This window comes from Amycolatopsis lexingtonensis, assembly GCF_014873755.1.
GTDB classification, from domain to species: domain Bacteria; phylum Actinomycetota; class Actinomycetes; order Mycobacteriales; family Pseudonocardiaceae; genus Amycolatopsis; species Amycolatopsis lexingtonensis.
This window is the reverse complement of record NZ_JADBEG010000001.1, coordinates 5224519-5245780: the sequence shown is the minus strand read 5'-3', so window position 1 is coordinate 5245780 and position 21262 is coordinate 5224519. Positions and strand designations below refer to the sequence as shown.

23 protein-coding genes are annotated in these 21262 nt (G+C 71.9%); 20 read left to right on the top strand and 3 right to left on the bottom strand.

Features of this window, described 5'->3' with window-relative positions; translation table 11 throughout:
- The first annotated feature begins 20 nt into the window (after nt 1-20).
- From lepB to H4696_RS23440, 8 genes are all read left to right on the top strand, one after another.
- On the top strand, nt 21-947 hold the full coding sequence (gene lepB / locus H4696_RS23475) for a signal peptidase I (RefSeq protein ID WP_086855882.1): 927 nt from the start codon (nt 21-23) through the stop codon (nt 945-947).
- A 78-nt stretch (nt 948-1025) separates the two neighbouring features.
- Entirely contained in the window at nt 1026-1865 is an 840-nt protein-coding gene (locus H4696_RS23470; protein ID WP_086855883.1) for a ribonuclease HII, read from the top strand.
- The gene (locus H4696_RS23465; RefSeq protein ID WP_003096226.1) at nt 1862-2185 is read left to right on the top strand and encodes a DUF2469 domain-containing protein; all 324 of its coding nucleotides are present in this window, start codon (nt 1862-1864) and stop codon (nt 2183-2185) included. The genes H4696_RS23470 and H4696_RS23465 overlap by 4 nt, the downstream gene beginning before the upstream one ends.
- A 274-nt stretch (nt 2186-2459) precedes the next feature.
- Nucleotides 2460-2837 (top strand): YraN family protein, encoded by a 378-nt coding sequence (locus H4696_RS23460; RefSeq protein WP_086855884.1) that lies wholly within the window; start codon nt 2460-2462, stop codon nt 2835-2837.
- Nucleotides 2837-4348, top strand: a complete 1512-nt coding sequence (locus tag H4696_RS23455; protein WP_086855885.1) for a YifB family Mg chelatase-like AAA ATPase — start codon at nt 2837-2839, stop codon at nt 4346-4348. The genes H4696_RS23460 and H4696_RS23455 overlap by 1 nt, the downstream gene beginning before the upstream one ends.
- Nucleotides 4345-5487, top strand: coding sequence for a DNA-processing protein DprA (dprA, locus tag H4696_RS23450; RefSeq protein ID WP_192782496.1), 1143 nt, complete (start codon nt 4345-4347; stop codon nt 5485-5487). The genes H4696_RS23455 and dprA overlap by 4 nt, the downstream gene beginning before the upstream one ends.
- 103 nt (nt 5488-5590) lie before the next feature.
- Entirely contained in the window at nt 5591-6571 is a 981-nt protein-coding gene (locus H4696_RS23445) for a tyrosine recombinase XerC (protein WP_086855886.1), read from the top strand.
- Nucleotides 6572-6680: 109 nt separating this feature from the next.
- Nucleotides 6681-7529, top strand: a complete 849-nt coding sequence (locus H4696_RS23440; protein ID WP_086855887.1) for a FliA/WhiG family RNA polymerase sigma factor — start codon at nt 6681-6683, stop codon at nt 7527-7529.
- 4 nt (nt 7530-7533) lie between these two features.
- Here H4696_RS23440 and H4696_RS23435 read toward each other — a convergent pair whose 3' ends face one another.
- On the bottom strand, nt 7534-8004 hold the full coding sequence (locus H4696_RS23435) for a M23 family metallopeptidase (protein WP_086855905.1): 471 nt from the start codon (nt 8002-8004) through the stop codon (nt 7534-7536).
- 661 nt (nt 8005-8665) lie between these two features.
- On the opposite strand from H4696_RS23435, the gene rpsB reads away from it, so the two are divergent.
- From rpsB to H4696_RS23405, 6 genes are all read left to right on the top strand, one after another.
- Nucleotides 8666-9544 (top strand): 30S ribosomal protein S2, encoded by an 879-nt coding sequence (gene rpsB, locus H4696_RS23430; RefSeq protein ID WP_086855888.1) that lies wholly within the window; start codon nt 8666-8668, stop codon nt 9542-9544.
- Nucleotides 9545-9637: 93 nt separating this feature from the next.
- On the top strand, nt 9638-10453 hold the full coding sequence (tsf, locus tag H4696_RS23425) for a translation elongation factor Ts (RefSeq protein WP_086855889.1): 816 nt from the start codon (nt 9638-9640) through the stop codon (nt 10451-10453).
- 115 nt (nt 10454-10568) lie between these two features.
- The gene (gene pyrH / locus H4696_RS23420) at nt 10569-11312 is read left to right on the top strand and encodes a UMP kinase (protein WP_003065595.1); all 744 of its coding nucleotides are present in this window, start codon (nt 10569-10571) and stop codon (nt 11310-11312) included.
- A gap of 48 nt (nt 11313-11360) precedes the next feature.
- Nucleotides 11361-11918, top strand: a complete 558-nt coding sequence (gene frr / locus H4696_RS23415; protein ID WP_086855890.1) for a ribosome recycling factor — start codon at nt 11361-11363, stop codon at nt 11916-11918.
- On the top strand, nt 11918-12997 hold the full coding sequence (locus H4696_RS23410) for a phosphatidate cytidylyltransferase (RefSeq protein WP_086855891.1): 1080 nt from the start codon (nt 11918-11920) through the stop codon (nt 12995-12997). The genes frr and H4696_RS23410 overlap by 1 nt, the downstream gene beginning before the upstream one ends.
- A gap of 82 nt (nt 12998-13079) precedes the next feature.
- Nucleotides 13080-14396, top strand: a complete 1317-nt coding sequence (locus H4696_RS23405; protein ID WP_086855892.1) for an MFS transporter — start codon at nt 13080-13082, stop codon at nt 14394-14396.
- On the opposite strand, the gene H4696_RS23400 is transcribed toward H4696_RS23405, so the two are convergent.
- Nucleotides 14384-15229, bottom strand: a complete 846-nt coding sequence (locus H4696_RS23400) for a VOC family protein (RefSeq protein WP_086855893.1) — start codon at nt 15227-15229, stop codon at nt 14384-14386. The two genes, H4696_RS23405 and H4696_RS23400, sit on opposite strands and share 13 nt — an antisense overlap.
- A gap of 113 nt (nt 15230-15342) precedes the next feature.
- On the opposite strand from H4696_RS23400, the gene H4696_RS23395 reads away from it, so the two are divergent.
- Nucleotides 15343-16152, top strand: a complete 810-nt coding sequence (locus H4696_RS23395; protein WP_086855894.1) for a class I SAM-dependent methyltransferase — start codon at nt 15343-15345, stop codon at nt 16150-16152.
- Here the strand turns inward: H4696_RS23395 and H4696_RS23390 are convergent.
- Entirely contained in the window at nt 16092-16712 is a 621-nt protein-coding gene (locus tag H4696_RS23390; protein WP_086855895.1) for a PadR family transcriptional regulator, read from the bottom strand. The two genes, H4696_RS23395 and H4696_RS23390, sit on opposite strands and share 61 nt — an antisense overlap.
- A 161-nt stretch (nt 16713-16873) precedes the next feature.
- Here H4696_RS23390 and H4696_RS23385 point away from each other — a divergent pair, with 161 nt between their 5' ends.
- The 5 genes from H4696_RS23385 to H4696_RS23365 are packed head-to-tail and all read left to right on the top strand — an operon-like array spanning nt 16874 to nt 21227.
- Nucleotides 16874-17881: a FecCD family ABC transporter permease gene (locus H4696_RS23385; protein ID WP_143264898.1), complete on the top strand. Its 1008-nt coding sequence runs from the start codon at nt 16874-16876 to the stop codon at nt 17879-17881.
- Nucleotides 17878-18903 (top strand): FecCD family ABC transporter permease, encoded by a 1026-nt coding sequence (locus H4696_RS23380; RefSeq protein WP_143264899.1) that lies wholly within the window; start codon nt 17878-17880, stop codon nt 18901-18903. The genes H4696_RS23385 and H4696_RS23380 overlap by 4 nt, the downstream gene beginning before the upstream one ends.
- A 10-nt stretch (nt 18904-18913) precedes the next feature.
- Nucleotides 18914-19732 carry an ABC transporter ATP-binding protein gene (locus H4696_RS23375; protein ID WP_086855896.1) on the top strand — a complete coding sequence of 273 codons (819 nt, stop codon included), beginning with the start codon at nt 18914-18916 and terminating at the stop codon, nt 19730-19732.
- Nucleotides 19722-20729: an ABC transporter substrate-binding protein gene (locus H4696_RS23370; RefSeq protein WP_143264900.1), complete on the top strand. Its 1008-nt coding sequence runs from the start codon at nt 19722-19724 to the stop codon at nt 20727-20729. The genes H4696_RS23375 and H4696_RS23370 overlap by 11 nt, the downstream gene beginning before the upstream one ends.
- Before the next feature lie 12 nt (nt 20730-20741).
- On the top strand, nt 20742-21227 hold the full coding sequence (locus tag H4696_RS23365) for an Lrp/AsnC family transcriptional regulator (RefSeq protein WP_086855897.1): 486 nt from the start codon (nt 20742-20744) through the stop codon (nt 21225-21227).
- The last annotated feature ends 35 nt before the right edge of the window (nt 21228-21262 follow it).

The window sequence follows — 21262 nt, the reverse complement described above, 5'->3', positions numbered from 1 at the left end:
GTTACCGGTAGCCTGACGACGTGGCCGAACCCGTGTCCCAGAACGCTCCCGAGGATGACCCCGATCGCTCCGAAGAGGACAAGCCGCGGCTGTCCCGTTCCGAGGAGCGCGGGGGATCCCGTCGGCGGCGAGCCAAGCCCGCCAAGAAACGGTCGTTCTGGAAGGAACTGCCGATCCTGCTCGTGATCGCCCTGGTGCTCACGATCCTGATCCAGACATTCCTCGCGAAAGTCTTCATGATCCCTTCGGGGTCCATGGAGGCCACGCTGCACGGGTGTCCCGGCTGCCACGGCGACCGGATCCTCGTCGACCGGGTCACCTACGACTTCACCGAGCCCTCCCCGGGTGACGTGATCGTGTTCAAGGGCCCGCCGGCCTGGATCAACAACGAGATCGCGCCCCAGGAGTCGGGCAACATCGTCGTCCGCGCGATCCAGGGGCTCGGCTCGCTGGTCGGGTTCGCCCCGCCGGACGAGCGCGACTTCGTCAAGCGGGTGATCGCGGTCGGCGGCCAGACCGTCCAGTGCTGCGACCCGCAGGGCCGCATGATCGTGGACGGCAAGGCGCTCGACGAGCCGTACATCCACTGGGAAGACCCGTCGGTCCAGGAGCAGAAGACCTTCGAGCCGGTCAAGGTGCCGGCCGGCATGGTCTGGGTCCAGGGCGACAACCGCAACAACTCCGACGACTCCCGGTTCCAGGGCGGCGGCGGCGTGAACGGCGCGGTGCCCGTGGACAACATCATCGGCAAGGCGCGGATCATCGTCCTCCCGCCGAGCCGCTGGGGCGGGATCAGCGACCACAACCCGCAGGAGACGGCGCAGCCGGTGGCGCTCGGCGCGCCGGCGTGGCAGAGCGGGCTCCCGCTCGGCGCCGGGATCGCGGCGGCCTGGCCGACGCTGTTCCTCGGGCGCAAGCTGAAGTCCGGACTGCGCCGGAAACGCTAACCACCCCCGACGGGTGATCCTGCCTTGACTCTTCCCGTTCCCCTCACCGCGGCCGAGCCGATCCGGCCACCGCGGGCCGTGGTGCGCGGCGACCTCTTCTGGGGTCTGCAGGGCGCGCTCGACCGCCGTGGCCTCGGCCCGGTCGCCGGTGTGGACGAAGCCGGCGCCGGGGCGTGCGCGGGGCCGCTGGTGGTCGCGGCCTGCGTGCTCAAGCAGGGCGACGCGAAGCTCACCGAGCTGACCGACTCGAAGCTGATGACGGCCAAGGCGCGCGACCGGGTCTACGACCTGATCCTCAAGCGCGCCGTCGACTATTCGGTGATCGTCATCCCCACGGCCGAGGTCGACCTCTACGGCATCCGGGTGATGAACCTCGAGGGCATGCGCCGGGCCGCGTCGGCGTTGCGCGTGCACCCGGGCTACATCCTCACCGACGGTTTCCGGGTCCCGGGCCTGACGGCCCCGAACACGGCGGTGATCAAGGGCGACCGCTCGGTGGCCTGCATCGCGGCGGCGTCGGTACTGGCGAAGGTGACGCGGGACCGCATCATGGCGGGCTACCACGACGACCTCCCGCACTACGGATTCGACGTGCACAAGGGGTACAGCACGTCGGACCACCTGGCGGCCCTGCGCGAACACGGCCCCAGCGACGTCCACCGCTGGTCGTACACGAACGTGGCCACGGTGGCCGTCAAGCACGGCGTGCGCCCCACCAGGCCGGTCCTGCTGACGTACGCGGCCCTGGAGAAAGCCATGGAGGCCGGCACGACGGCGACCTTGTCCGCGGCTCTCGACGAAGCACTCGAGCCACAACTCAGCCTGCCGCTGCATGCCCCGGCCGCGGGTGTGGGTCACAATGAACGCTCCGCCGGCGGAGCAGCAGCACGATCCCGAGGAGGGGCGCGGATTTCATGAGCGCAGAGGATCTCGAGAAGTACGAGACCGAGATGGAGCTCTCGCTGTACCGCGAGTACCGCGACATAGTGGGTCAGTTCTCGTACGTGGTGGAGACCGAGCGGCGGTTCTACCTGGCCAACGCAGTGGACGTCCAGGTCCGCGACGGCGGCGGCGAGGTGTACTTCGAGGTCCGCATGTCGGACGCGTGGGTCTGGGACATGTACCGCCCGGCCCGCTTCGTCAAGCACGTCCGGGTCATCACGTTCAAGGACGTGAACGTGGAGGAACTCGACAAGCCCGACTTGCGCCTCCCCGAAGACGGCCCGTTCTCGGGCTGACCCCGATCTCCGAAGAACCGCGCCCCCTCACCTACCCGGGTGAGGGGGCGCGGTTCTTTTGGAGCACCCTCGGCCCCTAGCACACCGCACCGACAATCCGGGCGCGTTTCGCCCCGGCTCGGGACCAGTTGTCCCCAGCACCCCAGTTGTCCACAGGTCCGCGAATCGGCTCTGGCCGACCGTCTCCGCGCCCTGGCATCGTCGAACGCACACGCACCGTGATCGCCGGGACCGCCCCGGTGACCGGCGCGGGACCGACGAGGGGGCGCACACGATGACGGGCACCGACGAGCTCGCAAGACACCGCCGCGACCTGGGTGCCTGGGGCGAGGACCTCGCCCTCCGCTACCTGCAGGAGCGCGGCCTCGTCCTGCTGGCCCGCAACTGGCGCTGCCGCGAAGGCGAGCTGGACCTGGTCTTCACCGACCGCACCCGCGTCATCGTCTGCGAGGTGAAAACCCGCACCAGCACCGAATTCGGCCTCCCGACCGAGACGATCACGGAGGAGAAAGCCGGCCGCGTCCGCCGAGCTGCCGAGCGCTGGCTGCGCGAGTACCGCGTCAGGTGGTGCCCGGTCCGCTACGACGTCGTCACCATCCTCGCCGAACCGGGCACCAGCCCCCGCCTCCAGCACCTCGAGGCGGCGTTCTGATGCCCATCGCCAAGACGTGGAGCGTCGCGCTGCTGGGGATCGACGGCCGGCTCATCGAGATCGAAGCCGACCTCGGCGGCGGTCTCAGCCGTGTCACCCTGGTCGGCCTGCCCGACGCCGGGCTGCGCGAAGCCAAGGACCGCGTCCGCTCCGCCGTCCGCAACTCCGGGCAGCCCTGGCCGGAGGGCAAGGTGACCCTCGGCCTGTCCCCGGCGAACCTGCCGAAGGTCGGCTCGGCCTACGACCTCGGCATCGCCGCCGCGGTGCTCGCCGCGACCGGCGCGGTGCCGTCGACGCGGCTGCTCGGCACGGTCCTGCTCGGCGAACTCGCCCTCGACGGCCGCGTCCGTCCGGTCCGGGGCGTCCTCCCCGGCCTTCTGGCGGCTCGCGCGGCCGGCTACGAACGCGCCGTCGTCCCGGCGGACTCCCTCGTCGAGGCGGCGCTCGTCGACGGCATCGAAATCGCCGGCGCGCCGCACCTGCGGGATTTCGTCGCGTGGCTGAAGCGCGAAGGCGAGCTGGCGCACCCGGAACCACCCGGCCCGGCCGTCCCGCCGGCCGTGCCGGACCTCGCCGACGTCGTCGGACAGCCGGAAGCCCGCTGGGCCTTGGAGGTGGCCGCCGCGGGCGGGCACCACATCCTGTTCACCGGCCCGCCGGGCGTCGGCAAGACGATGCTGGCGAAACGCCTGCCCGGCCTGCTGCCCCGGCTGTCGCCCGAGGAATCCCTGGAGGTCACCGCGGTGCACTCGGTCGACGGCTCGCTGTCGAGGTCGTCGCCGCTGATCACCGTGCCGCCGTTCGTGGCCCCGCACCACTCGATCACGGTCGCGGCGCTCATCGGCGGCGGCAGCGGTCTCGCCTCCCCGGGCGCGATCAGCCGCGCCCACCGCGGCGTGCTGTTCCTCGACGAAGTCTGCGAGTTCGGTGGCGAGCGCCTCGAATCACTGCGGACGGTCCTCGAAGAAGGCGAAGTGCGCATCGCGCGCGTCAAGGGCGCGATCACGTACCCGGCGCGATTCCAGCTGGTGCTGGCGACCAACCCCTGCGCGTGCGCGCCGCCGAAGGACACCGACTGCGTCTGCACGCCGATGGCCCGCCGCCGCTACCTCAGCCGCCTCTCCGGACCGCTGCTCGACCGCGTCGATCTGTCCGTCCGCCTGCGCCCGCTGAGCGCGCTCAGCGCCCACGACACCGACGCGGCGGAGCCGACGGAGAGAGTCCGTGAGCGCGTGCTAGAGGCCCGCCGCCGCGCCGCCGACCGGTGGAAGGAGCAGGGCTGGCGCTCGAACTCCGAGGTGCCCGGCCCGGCGCTGCGCCGCGAGTTCGCGCTGCCCCCGGACGCGACGGTCCTCCTGGACCGCGCCATGGACCGCGGCTTCCTGAGCGGCCGCGGTGCCGACCGCTGCCTGCGGATCGCCTGGACCCTGGCGGATCTCGACGGCGAGGCCCGCCCCGGCGCCGAACAAGTCGGTGCGGCGCTGGACTTCCGCGAGCGGGTGGCGGCATGAGTCCCGACGACGTGCGCCAGGCCCGCGCCTACCTGCTGCGAGTGGCCGAACCACCGGCGCCGGCCCTGGTCGCCTTCGTGGCCGAACACGGGCCGGTGGCGGCCGCCGAGCGGGTCCGCGGTGGGGACTGCCCGCCCGAGGTGCTGAAAGCGACCGAAGCCCGGCGGGAGTACGACCTAGTCGCCCAGGACTTCGCCCGGGCCACCGAAGCCGGCGCCCGGCTGGTGATCCCCGAGGACGACGAGTGGCCCGGCTGGCCGCTGCTCGCCGTGGAGCAAGCCGCGCGGCGCGGGGTGACCGAGGCCGTGCCGCCGCTGGCGTTGTGGGTGGCCGGCGAGGTCGCGCTGGGTACAGCCACCGATCGGGCCGTCGCCGTCGTCGGGGCCCGCGCGGCCACCGACTACGGCGAGCACCACGCGGCCGAACTCGCGTACGGGCTGGCCGGCCGGGGCGTGCCGGTGTTCTCGGGAGCGGCGTACGGCATCGACGGCGCGGCGCACCGCGGCGCGCTCGCCGCCGGCGGGGTCACCGTCGCGGTGCTCGGCTGCGCCGTCGACGCCGGTTATCCGGCCGGTCACGTCGGCCTGCTGAACCGGATCGTGCGCTCCGGCGGCGCGGTCGTCAGCGAGTACCCGCCCGGCACCCCGCCGGCGCGGCACCGCTTCCTCGTCCGCAACCGGCTGATCGCCGCGCTGACCGAGGGCACCGTGGTGGTCGAGGCCGGGCAGCGCAGCGGCGCCCGCAACACCGCGAGCACCGCCGGCGCCTTCGGCAAGATCGTGATGGCGGTGCCGGGGCCGGTTTCGTCCGCCATGTCCGTCGGCTGCCACGAGCTGATCCGCGACTCCCGGGCGACGCTGGTCTCGACGATCGATCAGGTCCTCGAAACGGTGGGCCACTTCGGCATCGCCGAGGACACCGCGGCAGGCCGGCAGAAACGGTCCACCGACCGGCTCGGGCCCGAAGCGCTGCGTACGTATGAGGCACTGGCCGTGCGCGCGGAGCGGTCCGACGCGGAGATCGCGGTCGAAGCCGGCATCCCGCTGCGGCGGGTGCGGGCCCTGCTGCCGGCCCTGGAGATCGACGGATTCGCCGTCCGCGGGGAGGCCGGGTGGCGACGACGGAGGGAAAGCGCGTGAACGCCACGAAATCCGGGAGAAATCGTCGACGGGATTCGGCCGGTCCGGTGGGCCCGCGTGGCGATCCTTGACCGCGGGCGGTAGTTCGCGCAGCGTGACAGCCATGCCGTCACCACGCTCCGGCCGGGCCCGCCGTCCCGACCTGCGCGCGCTCCGGGCCGCGCTGCCCGAGCCCGTCCGGGCCGTCGTCACCGGGTACGAACGGCACCTCGGGCTCGAACGGGGACTGTCCGCGCACACCGTCCGCGCGTACGTGGGCGACGCGGTGTCGCTGCTGGGCTTCGTCGTGGACGGCGGGGGCGGCCTCTCCGACCTCGACCTCGCGCGGCTGCGGGCGTGGCTCGCCGCGCAGCAGTCCGGCGGGGCGAGCCGCACGACGCTCGCGCGGCGGGCCGCTTCGGCCCGGACGTTCACCGCCTGGGCGCACCGGACCGGTGTCCTGGCCACCGACCCGGGTGGCCGGCTCGCCGCCCCGCGGGCGCACCGCACCCTGCCCGGGGTGCTGCGCGCCGGGCAGGCGGGGGAGGTCATGCAGGCGTCGGCGGGGGGTGCGGAGCAACGTGATCCGGTCGCACTGCGTGATCGCGCGATCGTCGAGCTGCTCTACGCCACCGGCATCCGCGTGTCCGAGTTGTGCGGGCTGGACGTCGGCGGGGCCGACTTCTCCCGTCGTGTCGTGACGGTGCTCGGCAAGGGCGCGAAGGAACGAGTGGTCCCGTTCGGCGTCCCGGCGGCGGCGGCGCTGACGGACTGGATCGACGAGGGGCGGCCGAAGATCGTCGCGGAAAGCGGTGGTGACGGCGCCGAGCCCGCGCTTTTCCTCGGTGTCCGGGGCAAACGAGTCGACCCGCGGGCGGTGCGGCGAGTCGTGCACGACGCCGTCTCGGCGGTGCCCGGAGCGCTCGACATGGGGCCTCACGGCCTGCGTCATTCCGCCGCGACGCATCTGCTCGAAGGGGGCGCCGATCTCAGGAGCGTTCAGGAACTGCTTGGTCACGCTACGCTTGCCACGACGCAGCTCTACACTCATGTGACCGTCGACCGGTTGAAAGCGATCCATGACCGAGCGCACCCCAGGGCCTGAGGCGGCCCCGGGGGTCTCGCCGGGGTCGCCAGCAGCGGGCCCGGCGGCGCACGCGCATCCGCACGAGCACGGAGACGACACTGAGCCGCATGCCGAGAACGACTGTGCAATGACCGCAGGACCGCACGTGACCGAAACCGCCGGAGTGACCACTCACGGTGAGGTCGCCGCGCCCGCGGACACCCGCGCCGGCTACGACGTCGACGCCGGGATCGCGGCGCTGTGGCGGCAGTTCGCCGACAGCCCGGACCAGGCGTCGCGCGATCGGCTCGTGCTGCACTACGCCCCGCTGGTCAAGTACGTCGCGGGCCGGGTCGGCACCGGCCTGCCCACCCACGTCGACGTCGGTGACCTCGTGCAGTCGGGCATCTTCGGCCTCGTCGACGCGATCGAGAAGTTCGACCCCGAGCGCGGCCTCCGGTTCGAGACGTACGCGATGCAGCGCATCCGCGGCGCGATCCTCGACGACCTCCGTTCACAGGACTGGGTGCCGCGCGCGGTCCGGAGCAAGGCCAAGGAGGCCGAGCGCGCGATGGAGCGCCTCGGCGCCCGCCTGCACCGCACCCCGACCGACGCGGAACTCGCCGCCGAACTCGGCATCGGCCTCGACGACCTGCGCGACTTCTACGGTCAGCTGCAGCTGACCAGCGTCGTCGCGCTGGAGGACCTGGTGGCCGCCGGCAAGGACAGCGGCTCCCTGGTCGACACGCTGCCCGACGACGACGCCGTCGACCCGGTCGCGGTGCTCGTCGACCAGGACAACCGCCGCCAGCTCGCGCAGGCCATCGCGCAGCTCACCGAGCGGGACAAGATCGTCGTCAGCCTCTACTACTTCGAGAGCCTGACCCTCGCCGAAATCGGCAAGGTCCTCGGCGTCACGGAGTCGCGGGTCAGCCAGCTGCACACCCGGGCCGTCATGCGCCTGCGCGCGAAGCTCGTCGAGCAGACCGGCACCTGATCAACTAACCACCTCCCCACGCCTTGAGCCGGTATTCGCCCACTTCGCCGGTCAGTGCCAGGGGATCGACGTACTCGTCGCCCCGCCGCACGCCCCAGTGCAGGCACGCCGCCACCAGGCAGCCGGGGTGCCCGGCGAGGACGGTCCCGAGCACCTGCCCCCGGTAGACCTGCTCGCCCACGGCCACCTTCGGCACGACGGGCTCGTAGGTGGTGCGCAGTCCGCCGTCGTGGTCGACGGACATGACGGTCCGCCCGCCCACCGGCCCGACGAACACGACGACGCCGGCATCGGCCGCGAGCACCTCCTGCCCGGGCACGGCGGCCAGGTCGACCCCGCGGTGCCCCGCGCCGTAGGGCGTTTCGGGGGCGTCGAAGTACTTCGTCACCACCGGAACGGGTGATAGTGGCCAGGACAGTCGCGGCTGCCGGTCGTCCCGCGCCGCCGTCCGGAACAACTCCGGCCCAAGCCCGATCGGCGATGCGGGCAGGGGTGGCGGCCATTGCCCGGCCGGTGGCGCCGGGAGGAACAACGGCGAGGTCGGCGGCGGCCCCGGATCGACCTCCGCCTCACCACCTGTCCCCAGCCCGGCCGACCCGGCGGCCGGCGACGCGACCGCCGTTCCGGGTCTCTCGTAAACCGGATCCCGGGCCGGCGCCATCGCCGTTCCCACTCCACCTCCCAGCCCCACGCACACCGCCACTACCAGCACGAACACCACTCCGAACCAGCCCGGCGGCCACCGCCGGGAACGCATGATCGACTCCATGTCCCCAGCGTGCGGCACCGGACGGCCTCGTGGGGGAGCGCCGGCGAATCTGTGGATAACCGGACCCCATGTGGACAACTCCGCCGCCCAATCGCCGCCGGTGAGGGGTGGGGTGGTGGGAGGGGGTAGAATCTTTTGCGCGGTCCGTGTGAGCGGACTGACTTCGCGTGCACGTGCGCGTTCCCTTCGATTTTCCTCGCGGGGGAGACGCACGGGGTCCGGCGGTCCCAGGGGTTCTTCAACGCCTCGGGGTCCGGACGCCGCCACGGGCACCAGGGCGAACGGCCACCCGGCCGGGAGCGACAAAACCGAGCAGCGCGCCGACCGCAACCGGCGCGCACTACACAGAAGAGGTGTGATTCCGGCAATGGCCGTCGTCACCATGAAGCAGCTGCTCGACAGCGGCGTGCACTTCGGGCACCAGACCCGTCGGTGGAACCCGAAGATGAAGCGCTACATCTTCACCGAGCGCAACGGCATCTACATCATCGACCTGCAGCAGACGCTGACCTACATCGACCGTGCCTTCGAGTTCATCAAGGAAACCGTCGCGCACGGTGGCACGATCATGTTCGTCGGCACCAAGAAGCAGGCCCAGGAAGCCATCGCCAACGAGGCCGCGCGCGTAGGCATGCCCTACGTCAACCAGCGCTGGCTCGGCGGCATGCTGACCAACTTCCAGACCGTGCACAAGCGCCTCCTCCGCCTCAAGGAGCTCGAGTCGCAGGAGCAGACCGGCGGCTTCGCGGGCCTCACCAAGCGCGAGATCCTGACGCTGACCCGCGAGAAGGACAAGCTCGAGAAGACCCTCGGCGGTATCCGCGACATGTCGAAGGTCCCGAGCGCGGTGTGGATCGTCGACACGAAGAAGGAGCACATCGCCGTCGGCGAGGCTCGCAAGCTGAACATCCCGGTCGTCGCGATCCTGGACACCAACTGCGACCCGGACGAGGTCGACTACCCGATCCCGGGCAACGACGACGCGATCCGCTCGGCCGCGCTGCTGACCAAGGTCGTCGCCGAGGCCGCGGCCGCCGGTCTGATGGCGCGGTCCAGCCGCAACGGTGCGTCGGCCGACGCGAAGCCGGAGCCGGGTGTGGCCGCGGACGAGCCGCTGGCCGAGTGGGAGAAGGAGCTGCTCGCCGGCTCCGAGACCGCCGCCGCCGACGCGACCGCCGCTGCCGACGCGACCGAGGCCGCTGCCGCGACCGAGGCCGCCACCGAGCAGGCGACCGCCTCCTCCTGATGTTCATCCTCGCCCGTGCGGCCGGCTCCGGCCGGCCGCACGGGCGCAGCACCCTCCAAGGCTTACGTACCTGAAAAGGACGGATTTACCAGAATGGCGAACTACACCGCCGCTGACGTGAAGCGCCTGCGCGAGATGACCGGCGCCGGCATGATGGACTGCAAGAAGGCCCTGGAAGAGAACGGCGGCGACTTCGACAAGGCCGTCGAGTTCCTCCGCATCAAGGGTGCCAAGGACGTCGGCAAGCGCGCCGAGCGCGCCACCGCCGAGGGCCTGGTCACCGGCGACGGCGGCGTCCTGATCGAGCTCGACTCCGAGACCGACTTCGTCGCCAAGAACGCCGACTTCCAGGCGCTGGCCGCGAAGATCGTCGAGGTCGCGAAGACCCTCAAGACCTCCGACGTCGAGGCGCTCAAGGCCGCCGAGCTCGACGGCAAGACCGTCAGCGAGGTCGTCCAGGAGCTGTCGGCCCGCATCGGCGAGAAGCTCGAGCTGCGCCGCGTCGTGGCCTTCGAGGGCCAGACCGCGACCTACCTGCACCGCCGTGGTTCCGACCTGCCGCCGGCCGTCGGCGTGCTCGTCGAGTTCACCGGTGACGACGCCGAGGCCGCCCGCGGTGCCGCCATGCAGGTCGCCGCGCTGCGCGCGAAGTACCTGACCCGCGACGAGGTGCCGGCCGAGATCGTCGAGAACGAGCGCTCGATCGCGGAGAAGACCGCTCGCGAAGAGGGCAAGCCGGAGCAGGCCATGCCGAAGATCATCGAGGGCAAGGTCAACGCCTACTACAAGGACAACGTGCTGCTCGAGCAGCCGTCGGTCAAGGACAACAAGAAGACCGTCAAGGCTCTGCTCGACGAGGCCGGCGTGACGCTGACCAAGTTCGCGCGGTTCGAGGTCGGCCAGGCCTGACCCCAGGCCAGGGCGTAGGTTTCACACCCACAGTGCCCCGTCTCCGTCCATCGGGGACGGGGCACTGTCGGGTCCAGGAGAATTCAACGGTCGAGGGGCCTAGGAGGCGACATAGATGGGTGACCGGGTCGAAGGTGGCTACCGGCGGGTGCTGCTGAAACTGGGCGGCGAAATGTTCGGCGGTGGTTCGATCGGCGTCGATCCGGATGTCGTCCACTCGGTCGCGCAGCAGATCGCCGACGTCGCCCGCACCGGCGTCCAGGTCGCGGTCGTGATCGGTGGCGGCAACTACTTCCGCGGCGCCGAACTCTCGCAGCGCGGCATGGACCGTGACCGCGCCGACTACATGGCGATGCTGGGCACCGTGATGAACTGCCTGGCGCTGCAGGACTTCCTGGAGAAGGAGGGCCTGCCCACCCGCGTGCAGACCGCCATCACGATGGGCCAGGTCGCCGAGCCCTACATCCCGCGCCGCGCCGAGCGGCACCTGGAGAAGGGGCGCGTCGTGATCTTCGGCGCCGGGGTCGGCATGCCGTACTTCTCCACCGACACCGCGGCCGCGCAGCGGGCGCTCGAGCTGGGCTGCGAAGCCGTGCTGATGGCGAAGGCCGTCGACGGCGTCTACACCGCGGACCCGAAGGCCGACCCGACCGCCGAGATGTTCCGCGAGATCACCCACCGCGAGGTGCTGGAGCGGGACCTCAAGGTCGCCGACGCGACGGCGTTCAGCCTCTGCATGGACAACAACATGCCGATCATCGTGTTCAACCTGCTCACCGAGGGGAACATCGCCCGCGCGGTGAGTGGTGAAAGAATCGGCACGTTGGTCAGCACCCCCGCTGACGGGGTGCCGGCCTAGACCTGCTGGGATCAGCAAGCGCCACCCATCACAACAACGGGAGTAGCCGTGATCGACGAGACCCTCCTCGATGCCGAGGAGAAGATGGAAAAAGCGGTGTCCGTCGCCAAGGACGAGCTGACGTCGGTACGCACCGGGCGGGCTTCCTCGACGATGTTCGCGCGGATCGTCGTCGAGTACTACGGCTCGCCGACCCCGCTGAACCAGCTGGCCAGCGTGAACGTGCCGGAAGCCCGGATGGCGCTCATCAAGCCCTACGACCAGACGCAGCTCGGCGCGATCGAGAAGGCGATCCGGGAGTCGGACCTCGGGGTCAACCCGAGCAACGACGGGCAGGTCATCCGCATCGTCATCCCGCAGCTCACCGAGGAGCGGCGCAAGGAGATGGTGAAGGTCGCCAAGGGCAAGGGCGAGGACGCCCGGGTGTCGATCCGCAGCATCCGCCGCAAGGCCAAGGACGAACTGGACCGCATCGCCAAGGACGGCGAGGCCGGCGAGGACGACGTCGCGCGCGCGGAGAAGGAACTGCAGAACCTGACCGACACCTACGTGCACAAGGTCGACGAGCTGGTCAAGCACAAGGAAGCCGAGCTGCTCGAGGTCTGATGGCACAGGTGAGCGAGGAACGCGAGGACCGGGTGGACGCCACCGGAGAACACCCGGCGGCCGCGCCCGGGACGCCGGAGCCGGCGCGAGCCGGCACCCCGGCCACGCCTGAATTCCCGGGGACCGGTGGGGCGGCGGAGACGCCGGTCGTGCCGGAGACCTCGGGAAACGGCGAGGCGAGCCGGTTGTCGGCGGCCGGGGCCGCTGAGGCGACCTCGGTGCCGGGGACCCCCGGTACCGAAGCCGCGCCGGAAGCCAAGAAGGCTTCCAAGGCCGGCCGGAACCTGCCCGCGGCCATCGGGGTCGGGCTGGTGCTCGGGGCCGCGATCATCGTTTCCCTGCTCACCGTGCGCTTCCTGTTCATCGGGATCATCGCGATCGCGATCGCGGTCGGCACCTTCGAATTCGCCGGGGTGCTGCGCCGGGTCGCCGACACCAAGGTCGCGATGATCCCGGTGCTCGTGGGCGGGCAGGCGATGATCTGGCTCGCCTGGCCGTTCGGCCGCGAAGGCGCGCTCACCGCGTTCGTCCTCACCGTGCTCGCCTGCCTGCTCTGGCGCCTGCCCGGCGGCGCGAAGGGCTACCTGCGCGACATCAGCGCGTCCGTGTTCGCCGCCGCGTACCTGCCGCTCTTCGGCGCGTTCGCGGCCATGCTCGTGCCGCCGTCGGACGGCGTCGGGCGCGTGCTCACCTTCTTGATCGGGGTCGTCGCCTCCGACACCGGCGGCTACATCGCCGGCGTGCTCGGCGGCAAGCACCCGATGGCCCCCACCATCAGCCCGAAGAAGACCTGGGAAGGCTTCGGGGGTTCGCTGGTCGGTGGGGTCGTCGCCGGCGCCCTGACGCTGAGCCTGCTGCTGGACGGCCACGTCTGGCAGGGCGTGATCTTCGGCGTCGCCATCGTGCTCACCGCGACCCTGGGCGACCTCGTCGAGTCGCTGATCAAGCGCGACCTCGGCGTCAAGGACATGGGCACCCTGCTGCCGGGCCACGGCGGGATCATGGACCGCCTCGACTCGCTGCTGCCCTCGGCCGTCGTTTCCTGGCTGCTGCTCTCGGCGTTCGTCCCGCTCGGCTGACCTGCGGTGGGAGCCAAAAGCTCTCAGCCCGGAGGCAAAGGTTCGTGGACGGCCGAAGCTTCCGCGGGTTTGACTCGGGGACATGGTCACCGAAACCCGCACTCGGCTCGCCCTGACCGCCGTCTGCCTGGGCTTCCTGATGATCACGCTCGACGCGACCATCGTGAACCTGGCCCTGCCCGCGATCGGCGCCGACTTCGGGGAGCCGTCGACGGCCGCCCTGCAATGGGTCGTCGACGCCTACACCGTCACCCTCGCCGCGTTCCTGCTCACCTGGGGCGCCGCCGGGGATCGGTGGGGTTCGCGGCGCGTCTTCGAAGCGGGCGTCGCCGTCTTCGTCGTCGCGAGCGCCGGGTGCGCGCTCGCCGGTGACGCCGTTTGGCTGATCGCCGCGCGGGCCGTGCAGGGGGCCGGGGCCGCCGCGCTGCTGCCGTCGTCGCTCGCCTTGATCGTCCACCAGTTCCCGGACGTGCGGGAACGCGCCCACGCGCTCGGCGTCTGGGGCGGCATGAGCGGCGCGGGCCTGGCCGCCGGGCCGGTGCTCGGCGGGCTCGCCGTCGGCCTCGCCGACTGGCGCCTGGTCTTCGCCGTCAACGTCCCGGTCGGGATCCTCGCCATCGTCCTGACGCGGCGGGCGGTCACCGAACCACCGCGGCGGGAGACGCACCTCGACTTCGCCGGGCAGGTCGCCGGCACGGTTTCGCTGGCCGCGTTCGTCGCCGGGTTCATCGAGGCCGGGCACGCGGGCTGGGGCGCGTCCGCGACCCTCGCGCTGCTCGCCGGGGGAGTGGTGGCCGGTGTCGTGTTCGTGGCCGTGGAGCAGCGCGTGGCGGAACCCGTGCTGCCGCTGGGCATCCTGAAGATCCGGAACTTCGCGGTGGCCACGGGGATCGGCGGCCTGTTCAACTTCTGCCTCTACGGCACGCTCTTCAGCCTCGCGCTGTACCTGCAGCGCGCGTGGTCGCTCGGCGCGCTCGCCGCCGGGCTCGCGCTGGTGCCGCTCACGGCGGTGGTCGGGCTCAACGCCTTCTTCAGCGGACGCCTGACCGGCCGGTCCGGCCCGCGCGGGCCGATGGTCGCGGGCGCCCTGGCCGGGCTCGCCGGCTCGGCCGGCTTCGCGCTGCTGCCGGCCGATCGCGCGCTCGTGGCGTTCGCCGCCGTCTCGGTCGTCTTCGGCTGCTGTTCGCTCGCCATGCCCGCGATGACGTCGCTGGCGATGAACGCCCTGCCGGGGCAGGCCGGGCTGGCCGCGGGCGTGCTCAACGCGTCGCGCCAGACCGGGGGAGCGATCGGGGTCGCGCTCGTCGGCGCGCTGGCCCCGGCCACCGGGATGTGGCTGGTGGTGGCCGGGTACGCGCTGGTCGCGGGGCTGGCGTTCGCCGGGCGTCAGTCGTCGTAGGGGTCGTCGACCTCGGCGCGGCCCCACTCTTCGGAGACGCGCGAGTGGTCGATCACGGCGAAGACGTGGCCCTCGGGGTCGGCGAGGATCGACATCCGGCCGAACGGCGTGTCGTACGGCTGGATCACGACGGTGCCGCCGTGCATGAGCGCCTCGCCCGCCACCGCGTCGGCGCCGCGGGCCGGGTCGATGTCGAAGTAGACGAGCCAGTGCGGCGGGGTGTCGAGGCTGTACTCCGACCCCATCACGTACCGGTACAGCACGGGCTCGTGCTCGATGAGCCATTCGACGTAGTCCAGGGACTCGCCGTCACCGATCTGGTGGCTGCCGTAGGTGAAGAGCTTGGTGTAGAAGTGATCCGCCGCGACGCCGTCGTGGGTGTTGAGGTCCGCGCCGCTGAAGGTGTTGGGGATCCCGGTGACGAACTCCCAGTCCGGCGGCACCTCCCAGAACACGACCGGCGCGCCGCACGCGTCGAAGGCGTGCAGGATGGTGCCCCGCCGCGGGATCGGCATCGGCCCGAGCGTCAGCCGCCCGCCCAAGTGCTCGACCCACTCCGCCGCGCTCGCGGTGTGCGGCACCGAAAGGTGGGGCATCCAGCCCAGCGGCGCGCCCTGCGCGGCGCGGTAGAGGCCGCCCACGGGGAGGTTGTTCATCGTCGCGATGGCGTACCGGCCGTCGGACGTCGCCGGATCCCGTTGAGTGGTGTACTCCCAGCCGAAGAGGGCACCGTAGAATCTTTCCGCCACGGCCTGCTCGCGGCAGGCCAGCTCGATCCAGCACGGAAGTCCGGCCGGGACCGGGGACGGGGTACTGGACGGGCCGAATGCCATGGGTGCTCCTCCCGATACCCACCGGATTCTAGGCGCGATCCGTGTGGTTTCCGCCAAGAATTCGCCACCGGGAGAGCACGGGACGGCGACGAGGACCCGGAAGGAGCAGCGGGGTGCGGTGGTCGTCCCGGCGCGCGGAGGTCGTGCCGAGCCCCAACATCTGGTACTACCAGGCCGATTACGAGCGGGAGAACCGCGCGCAGGACAGCGGCGGCGAGATCTGGCGCGTGCTGCGCGAGGAGTGCGACTGGACCGGCCGGGACGTGCTGGACGTCGGCTGCGGCGACGGCTTCCACTTGCCGGTCTTCGCCCGGGACGCGCGGACCGTGCTCGGCGTCGAACCGCACGAACCGTTGGTGCGAAGCGCGCTGAAGCGCGTCGAGGGACTGTCGAACGTGGACGTCCGGATGGGCCGGGCCCAGCGGCTGCCGGTGCGCAGCGCGAGCGTCGACGTCGTGCACGCGCGCACGGCGTACTTCTTCGGGCCGGGGTGCGAACCCGGGCTGGCGGAGGCGGAACGGGTCCTGCGGCCGGGCGGGAAGATCCTGATCGTCGACCTCGACGTGACCGGCGAGCCCTACGGCGGCTGGATGCGCGCCGATTTGCCGCACTACGACCCGGTCGCGGTCGAGCGGTTCTTCGCTCGCGCCGGGTTCGGCCTACGCCGGGTCGCCACCGAGTGGCGTTTCGCGACCGCCGCGGACCTCGAAGCGGTGCTGAAGATCGAGTTCAGCAAGCCCGTCGCCGAACAGGCGATCACGGAGTCCTTGCAGCGTAACGGGAATCGCGCCGAAGACCTGACGCTGCCGGTGGGCTACCGCGTTCACGCGCGGCGCAAGCCCACCGGCCTCGTCCTGCCAGGTCACTCGGCTGCCTCTCCGGGCGCCGAGGACTCGTCTTCGTCCTCACCCAAGATTCCGTAGAGCGAGCGCCGGGCGTCGTTGAGCACCTCGGCCGCGCGGGCCTGCTGGCTCTCGGTGCCCGCGCGCATGATCTGCACGACGGCGGCGGCCAGGTTCTTGCCCGCCTTGGCGAGCCCGACCTCGGTCGGGTCGACGTCCTGCGCGATCTGCTCCCACGGCGGGGTGCTGTCCTGCTGCTCCGCGGCGGCGCGGCCGGCGTCGGTCAGCTCGAAGAGCTTCTTGCCGTGCTCGTCCTTGCTGATGACCAGGCCTTCGTCGGCCAGCAGTTGCAGCGTCGGGTAGACCGAGCCGGGGCTGGGCCGCCAGAAGCCGCCGGAGCGCTCGCCGATTTCGCGGATGATCTCGTAGCCGTGCCGGGGCTGCTCGGCGAGCAGCGCCAGGATCGCGGCGCGGACGTCACCGCGGCGGCTGCGCCGTCCGCCGTGACCCCGCCGGCCCGGTCCGTGGCCGCGACCGCGTCCACCGGGGCCGAAACCCGGGGGGAACTCGCCGAAGCCACCGAAGGGCCCGAAGGGGGTGCGCCCACGTTCGTGGGCGAAGGGGTGTCGTTGCCTACGCATGTCTGTGTTCCTTTCTCGAACTGTTGCGACACGTTCACGATATATCGGAAACGGTCGGATGACAACCTGCTTCCGGTGATGCCGCTCACGGAACTTGAGAGCTCAAGTTCGTACGCATAGGGTAGGCAAGCCTAAAGACCTGTTAGCAGAGGTAACGACCAGTGCGGACCCGCTCGCTCCCGCTCACGGCCGGGCTGGTGGTCCTCACCGCGGCCGTGGCCGCCGCCGTGCTGCTCAGCATCGCCGTCGGCACCCGCGGCCTGAGCCCGGGCACCGTGCTCGACGCGCTCTTCCACTTCGACGCGGGCAACCCCGACCACCTCGTCGTGCGCGAACTCCGGCTCCCGCGCACGCTCGCCGGGGTGCTCGCCGGCGTCGCGCTCGGCCTGTCCGGCGCCGTCATCCAGGGCGCCACGCGCAACCCGCTGGCCGATCCGGGCCTGCTCGGCGTCAACGCGGGTGCCGCGCTCTTCGTCGTCCTCGGCATCGGCACCTTCGGCCTCACGAGCGTCGGCGGGTACGTCTGGTTCGGCTTCGCCGGCGCGGCGGCCGCGGGGGCCGTCGTCTACGGCATCAGCTCCCTCGGCCGGGCGGGGGCGACGCCGGTGAAGCTCGCGCTGGCCGGCGCCGCGGTGACGGCGGCGCTCGGGTCGGTGACCAGCGCGCTCCTGCTCACCGACGCCACGACGTTCGACCAGTACCGCTTCTGGCAGGTCGGCTCCCTGACCGGCCGCGACGCCGCGACGGTCACCCAGGCCGTGCCGTTCGTGGTCACGGGCGTGGTGCTCGCGCTCGTCGCCGCCCGCCTGCTCAACGCCCTCGCGCTCGGCGAAGACGTCGCCCGCGCGCTCGGCCAGAACGTCCCGCTCGCACGGCTGGTGTGCGCGCTCGCCGTGGTCGTGCTGTGCGGGACGGCGACGGCGATCGCCGGGCCGATCGCCTTCGTCGGGCTCACCGTGCCGCACGCCGCCCGCCTGCTCACCGGTCCCGACCACCGGTGGCTGCTGCCGTACTCGGCGTTGCTCGCGCCGCTGCTCCTGCTGATCTCCGACGTCGTCGGCCGGGTTGTCGCGCGCCCGGCCGAGGTGCAGGTCGGGATCATCACCGCGCTCGTCGGCGCGCCCGTGTTCGTGTTCCTGGTGCGGCGCCGGAAGGTCGTGGCGGTGTGAGCGCCGTCGAGCTGGTCGCCGCCGCACGCCGGCGCGGAGCGGTCCGGGCCCGTGGGGTGTCGGCGGGACTGGCGGTCGCCATCGTGGCCGTCTTCGCGCTTTCCCTGGCCGTGGGCGACTTCCCGGTGCCGCTCGGCGACCTCCCCGGTCTCCTCTTCGGCGACGGCGTCGGCCGCGCGGCCTACGTCGTCACGGAACTCCGGCTGCCGCGGGCGGTCACCGGCCTGCTCGTCGGCCTCGCGTTCGGCACGGCAGGCGCGCTCTTCCAGCGCCTCCTGCGCAACCCGCTCGCGAGCCCGGACGTCATCGGCGTGACGCAGGGCGCGAGCGCCGCGGCGGTCGTGGCGATCGTGCTCTTCGAGGCCTCGGGCGTGGTGGTCTCGGCCGCGGCGCTGGCCGGCGCGGTCCTCACCGGCGCCACGATCTACCTGCTGTCCCGCCGCGGCGGCGTGCACGGCTACCGGCTCGTCCTGGTCGGCGTCGGCGTGGGCGCGGTGCTGACCAGCGTCGTCTCGTACCTGATGACCTGGGCCGACGTCACCCTCGCCCAGCAGGCGCTGATCTGGCTCACCGGAAACCTCAACGGCCGCGGCTGGGACCACGCCGGACCGCTCGCCGCCGCGCTCGTCGTCCTGCTGCCCTTGGCACTGGTGCAGAGCCGGGCGCTGACCGGCCTGCAGCTCGGCGACGACACCGCGGCCGGGCTCGGGCTCCGCGTCGAGCGCAACCGGCTCACCTTGCTCCTGGTCGCCGTCGCGCTCGCCGCCTTCGCGACGGCGGCCGCCGGGCCCGTCTCGTTCGTCGCGTTCGTGGCCAACCCGATCGCGGCCCGGCTCGTCGGCGGCGCCCGCGCCGGGCTCGTCCCCGCCGCGCTGACCGGCGCGCTCGTGGTGCTGCTGGGCGACTTCGCGGCCCAGCACCTGCTCGGCGAGCAGCTGCCGGTCGGCGTCGTCACCGGCGCGGTCGGCGCGCCGTACCTGCTGTGGCTGCTGGCCACCGCCAACCGCGCCGGGCGCGTGTGAGAGGAACGCCGTGACACTGCACACCGAGAACCTCGAGCTCGGCTACGGGCCGCTTCGCGTGGTCAAGAACCTCTCCGTCCGGATCCCCGAAGGCAAGGTCACGATGATCGTCGGGACCAACGCCTGCGGGAAGTCGACGTTGCTGCGCGGCCTCGCGCGCCTGCTCACCCCGACCGCGGGCGCGGTCTACCTCGACGGCAAGGCCATCACGACGTGGCGCAGCAAGGACGTCGCCACCGTGCTCGGCCTGCTGCCGCAGTCGCCGACCGCCCCCGAGGGCATCACCGTCGCCGACCTCGTCGGCCGCGGCCGCTACCCGCACCAGGGGATGTTCCGCCGCTGGAGCGCCGAAGACGACGACGCCGTCGCGAAGGCGATGCTCGCGACCGACACCGTCGAGCTGGCCGACCGCCCGGTCGACGAGCTGTCCGGCGGGCAGCGCCAGCGCGTCTGGATCGCCATGGCGCTGGCGCAGCGGACGCCGCTGCTGCTGCTCGACGAGCCCACGACGTTCCTCGACATCGCCCACCAGGTCGAGGTCCTCGACCTGCTGGCCGAGCTGAACGCCGAGGACGGCCGGACGGTCGTCATCGTCCTGCACGACCTCAACCTGGCCGCCCGCTACGGCGACCACCTGATCGCGATGAAGGACGGCCGGATCGCCGCCGAGGGCGCGCCCGCCGACGTCCTCACCGCCGAGCTCGTCGCCGACGTCTTCGGCATGCCCTGCCGGGTCATCCCCGACCCGGTCTCCGCCACGCCGCTGGTCGTCCCGATCGGCAGGCGGCGGGCCACTCCCCGAGAAGAAGGAACCCCCGATGCGTCCTAAGTGGACTCGCCTGGCCGCGCTGCTCGCCGCCGGCACGCTCCTCGCCGCCTGCGGCCAGCCCGAGAAGCCGAGCACCTCCGGCGTCGGCGACACCGACGTCGCCACCGGCGGCCGGCTGTTCTCCACTGCGGACACCGAGACCGCGAAGCTCGGCGCGGACGTCGGGCCCGGCGTCTTCCCGCGGACCGTCACCCACGCGCTGGGCAAGACGAAGCTGGACAAGAAGCCGTCGCGGGTCGTCGTGCTCGACAGCGGTGAGCTGGACGACGTCCTCGCGCTCGGCATCACCCCGGTCGGCATGGCCACCAACGCCGGGCAGAACGACGTGCCGGCCTACCTCGCCGACCGCGCCAAGGGCATCCCGGCCGTCGGCGGGGTCAGCAACCTCAACCTCGAAGCCATCGCGGCGCTGACCCCGGACCTGATCCTCGGCAGCAAGCTGCGCGCGAACGACCTCTACCCGCAGCTGTCGAAGATCGCGCCGACGGTGTTCAGCATCCGCCCCGGGTTCCCGTGGAAGGAGAACCTGCTCCTGATCGGCGCTTCGCTGGGCGCGGAGACGCAGGCGACCGGGCTGCTGAACGACTACCAGAAGCGCGCGAACGAGGTGAAGGCCGCGGTCAAGGGCGCGCCGAAGATCTCGCTGCTGCGGTTCCACTCCACCGGCATCCGGCTCTACGGCAACCTGTCCTTCATCGGCGTCATCCTCAAGGACACCGGCCTGGGCCGCCCGGCCAACCAGGACATCAACGAGCTCGCCGCGCAGATCTCCAAGGAGCGCATCGACGAGGCCGACGCCGACTGGATCTTCTACTCCAGCCTCGGCGCGGGCCCGAGCGCGGACGAGAAGGCCGTCACGGGCAGCGGGCTGTGGGCCGGGCTGAGCGCGGTCAAGGCGAAGCACGCGATCCCGGTCGACGACTCGGTGTGGTTCCTCGGCCTCGGCCCGATCGGGGCGATGAAGGTCCTCGACGACCTCAAGAAGTACTTGGGCTGAGAGGATCGGGCGGTGCCCGACACCATCGACGAGATCGACGCGCGCCTGCTCCAGGCGCTGGGGGAGGACCCCCGGTCCACCGCGGTCGCGCTGGCCGAGCGGCTGGGCCTGTCCCGCAACACGGTGCAGGCCCGGCTCGCGCGGCTGGAGCAGCGCGGCGCGCTCCGGTCGTTCGAGCGCTGCATCGACCCCGCGCGGCTGGGCTACCCGCTGCGCGCGTTCGTCAACGCGCAGGTCGACCAGCGCCGCCTCGCCGAGATCGCCGCGGCGCTCGCCGAAATCCCCGAGGTCACCGAGGTGTGCGGGCTGACCGGGGCGAGCGACCTGATGGTGCAGGTCGTCGCCGTCGACGCGGACGACCTCTACCGGATCGCCGGGCGCGTCCTCGCCTCGCCGGGAGTGGAGCGGACGAACATCTCGCTCGTCATGCGCGAGCTCGTTCCCTACCGCCTGACGCCCCTGCTGGAGCGCGTGCATTCTGCGCACCCGGAGGCCTGAGCCGTCCGGTTCCGGTGTGCATTCTGCGCAGCCGG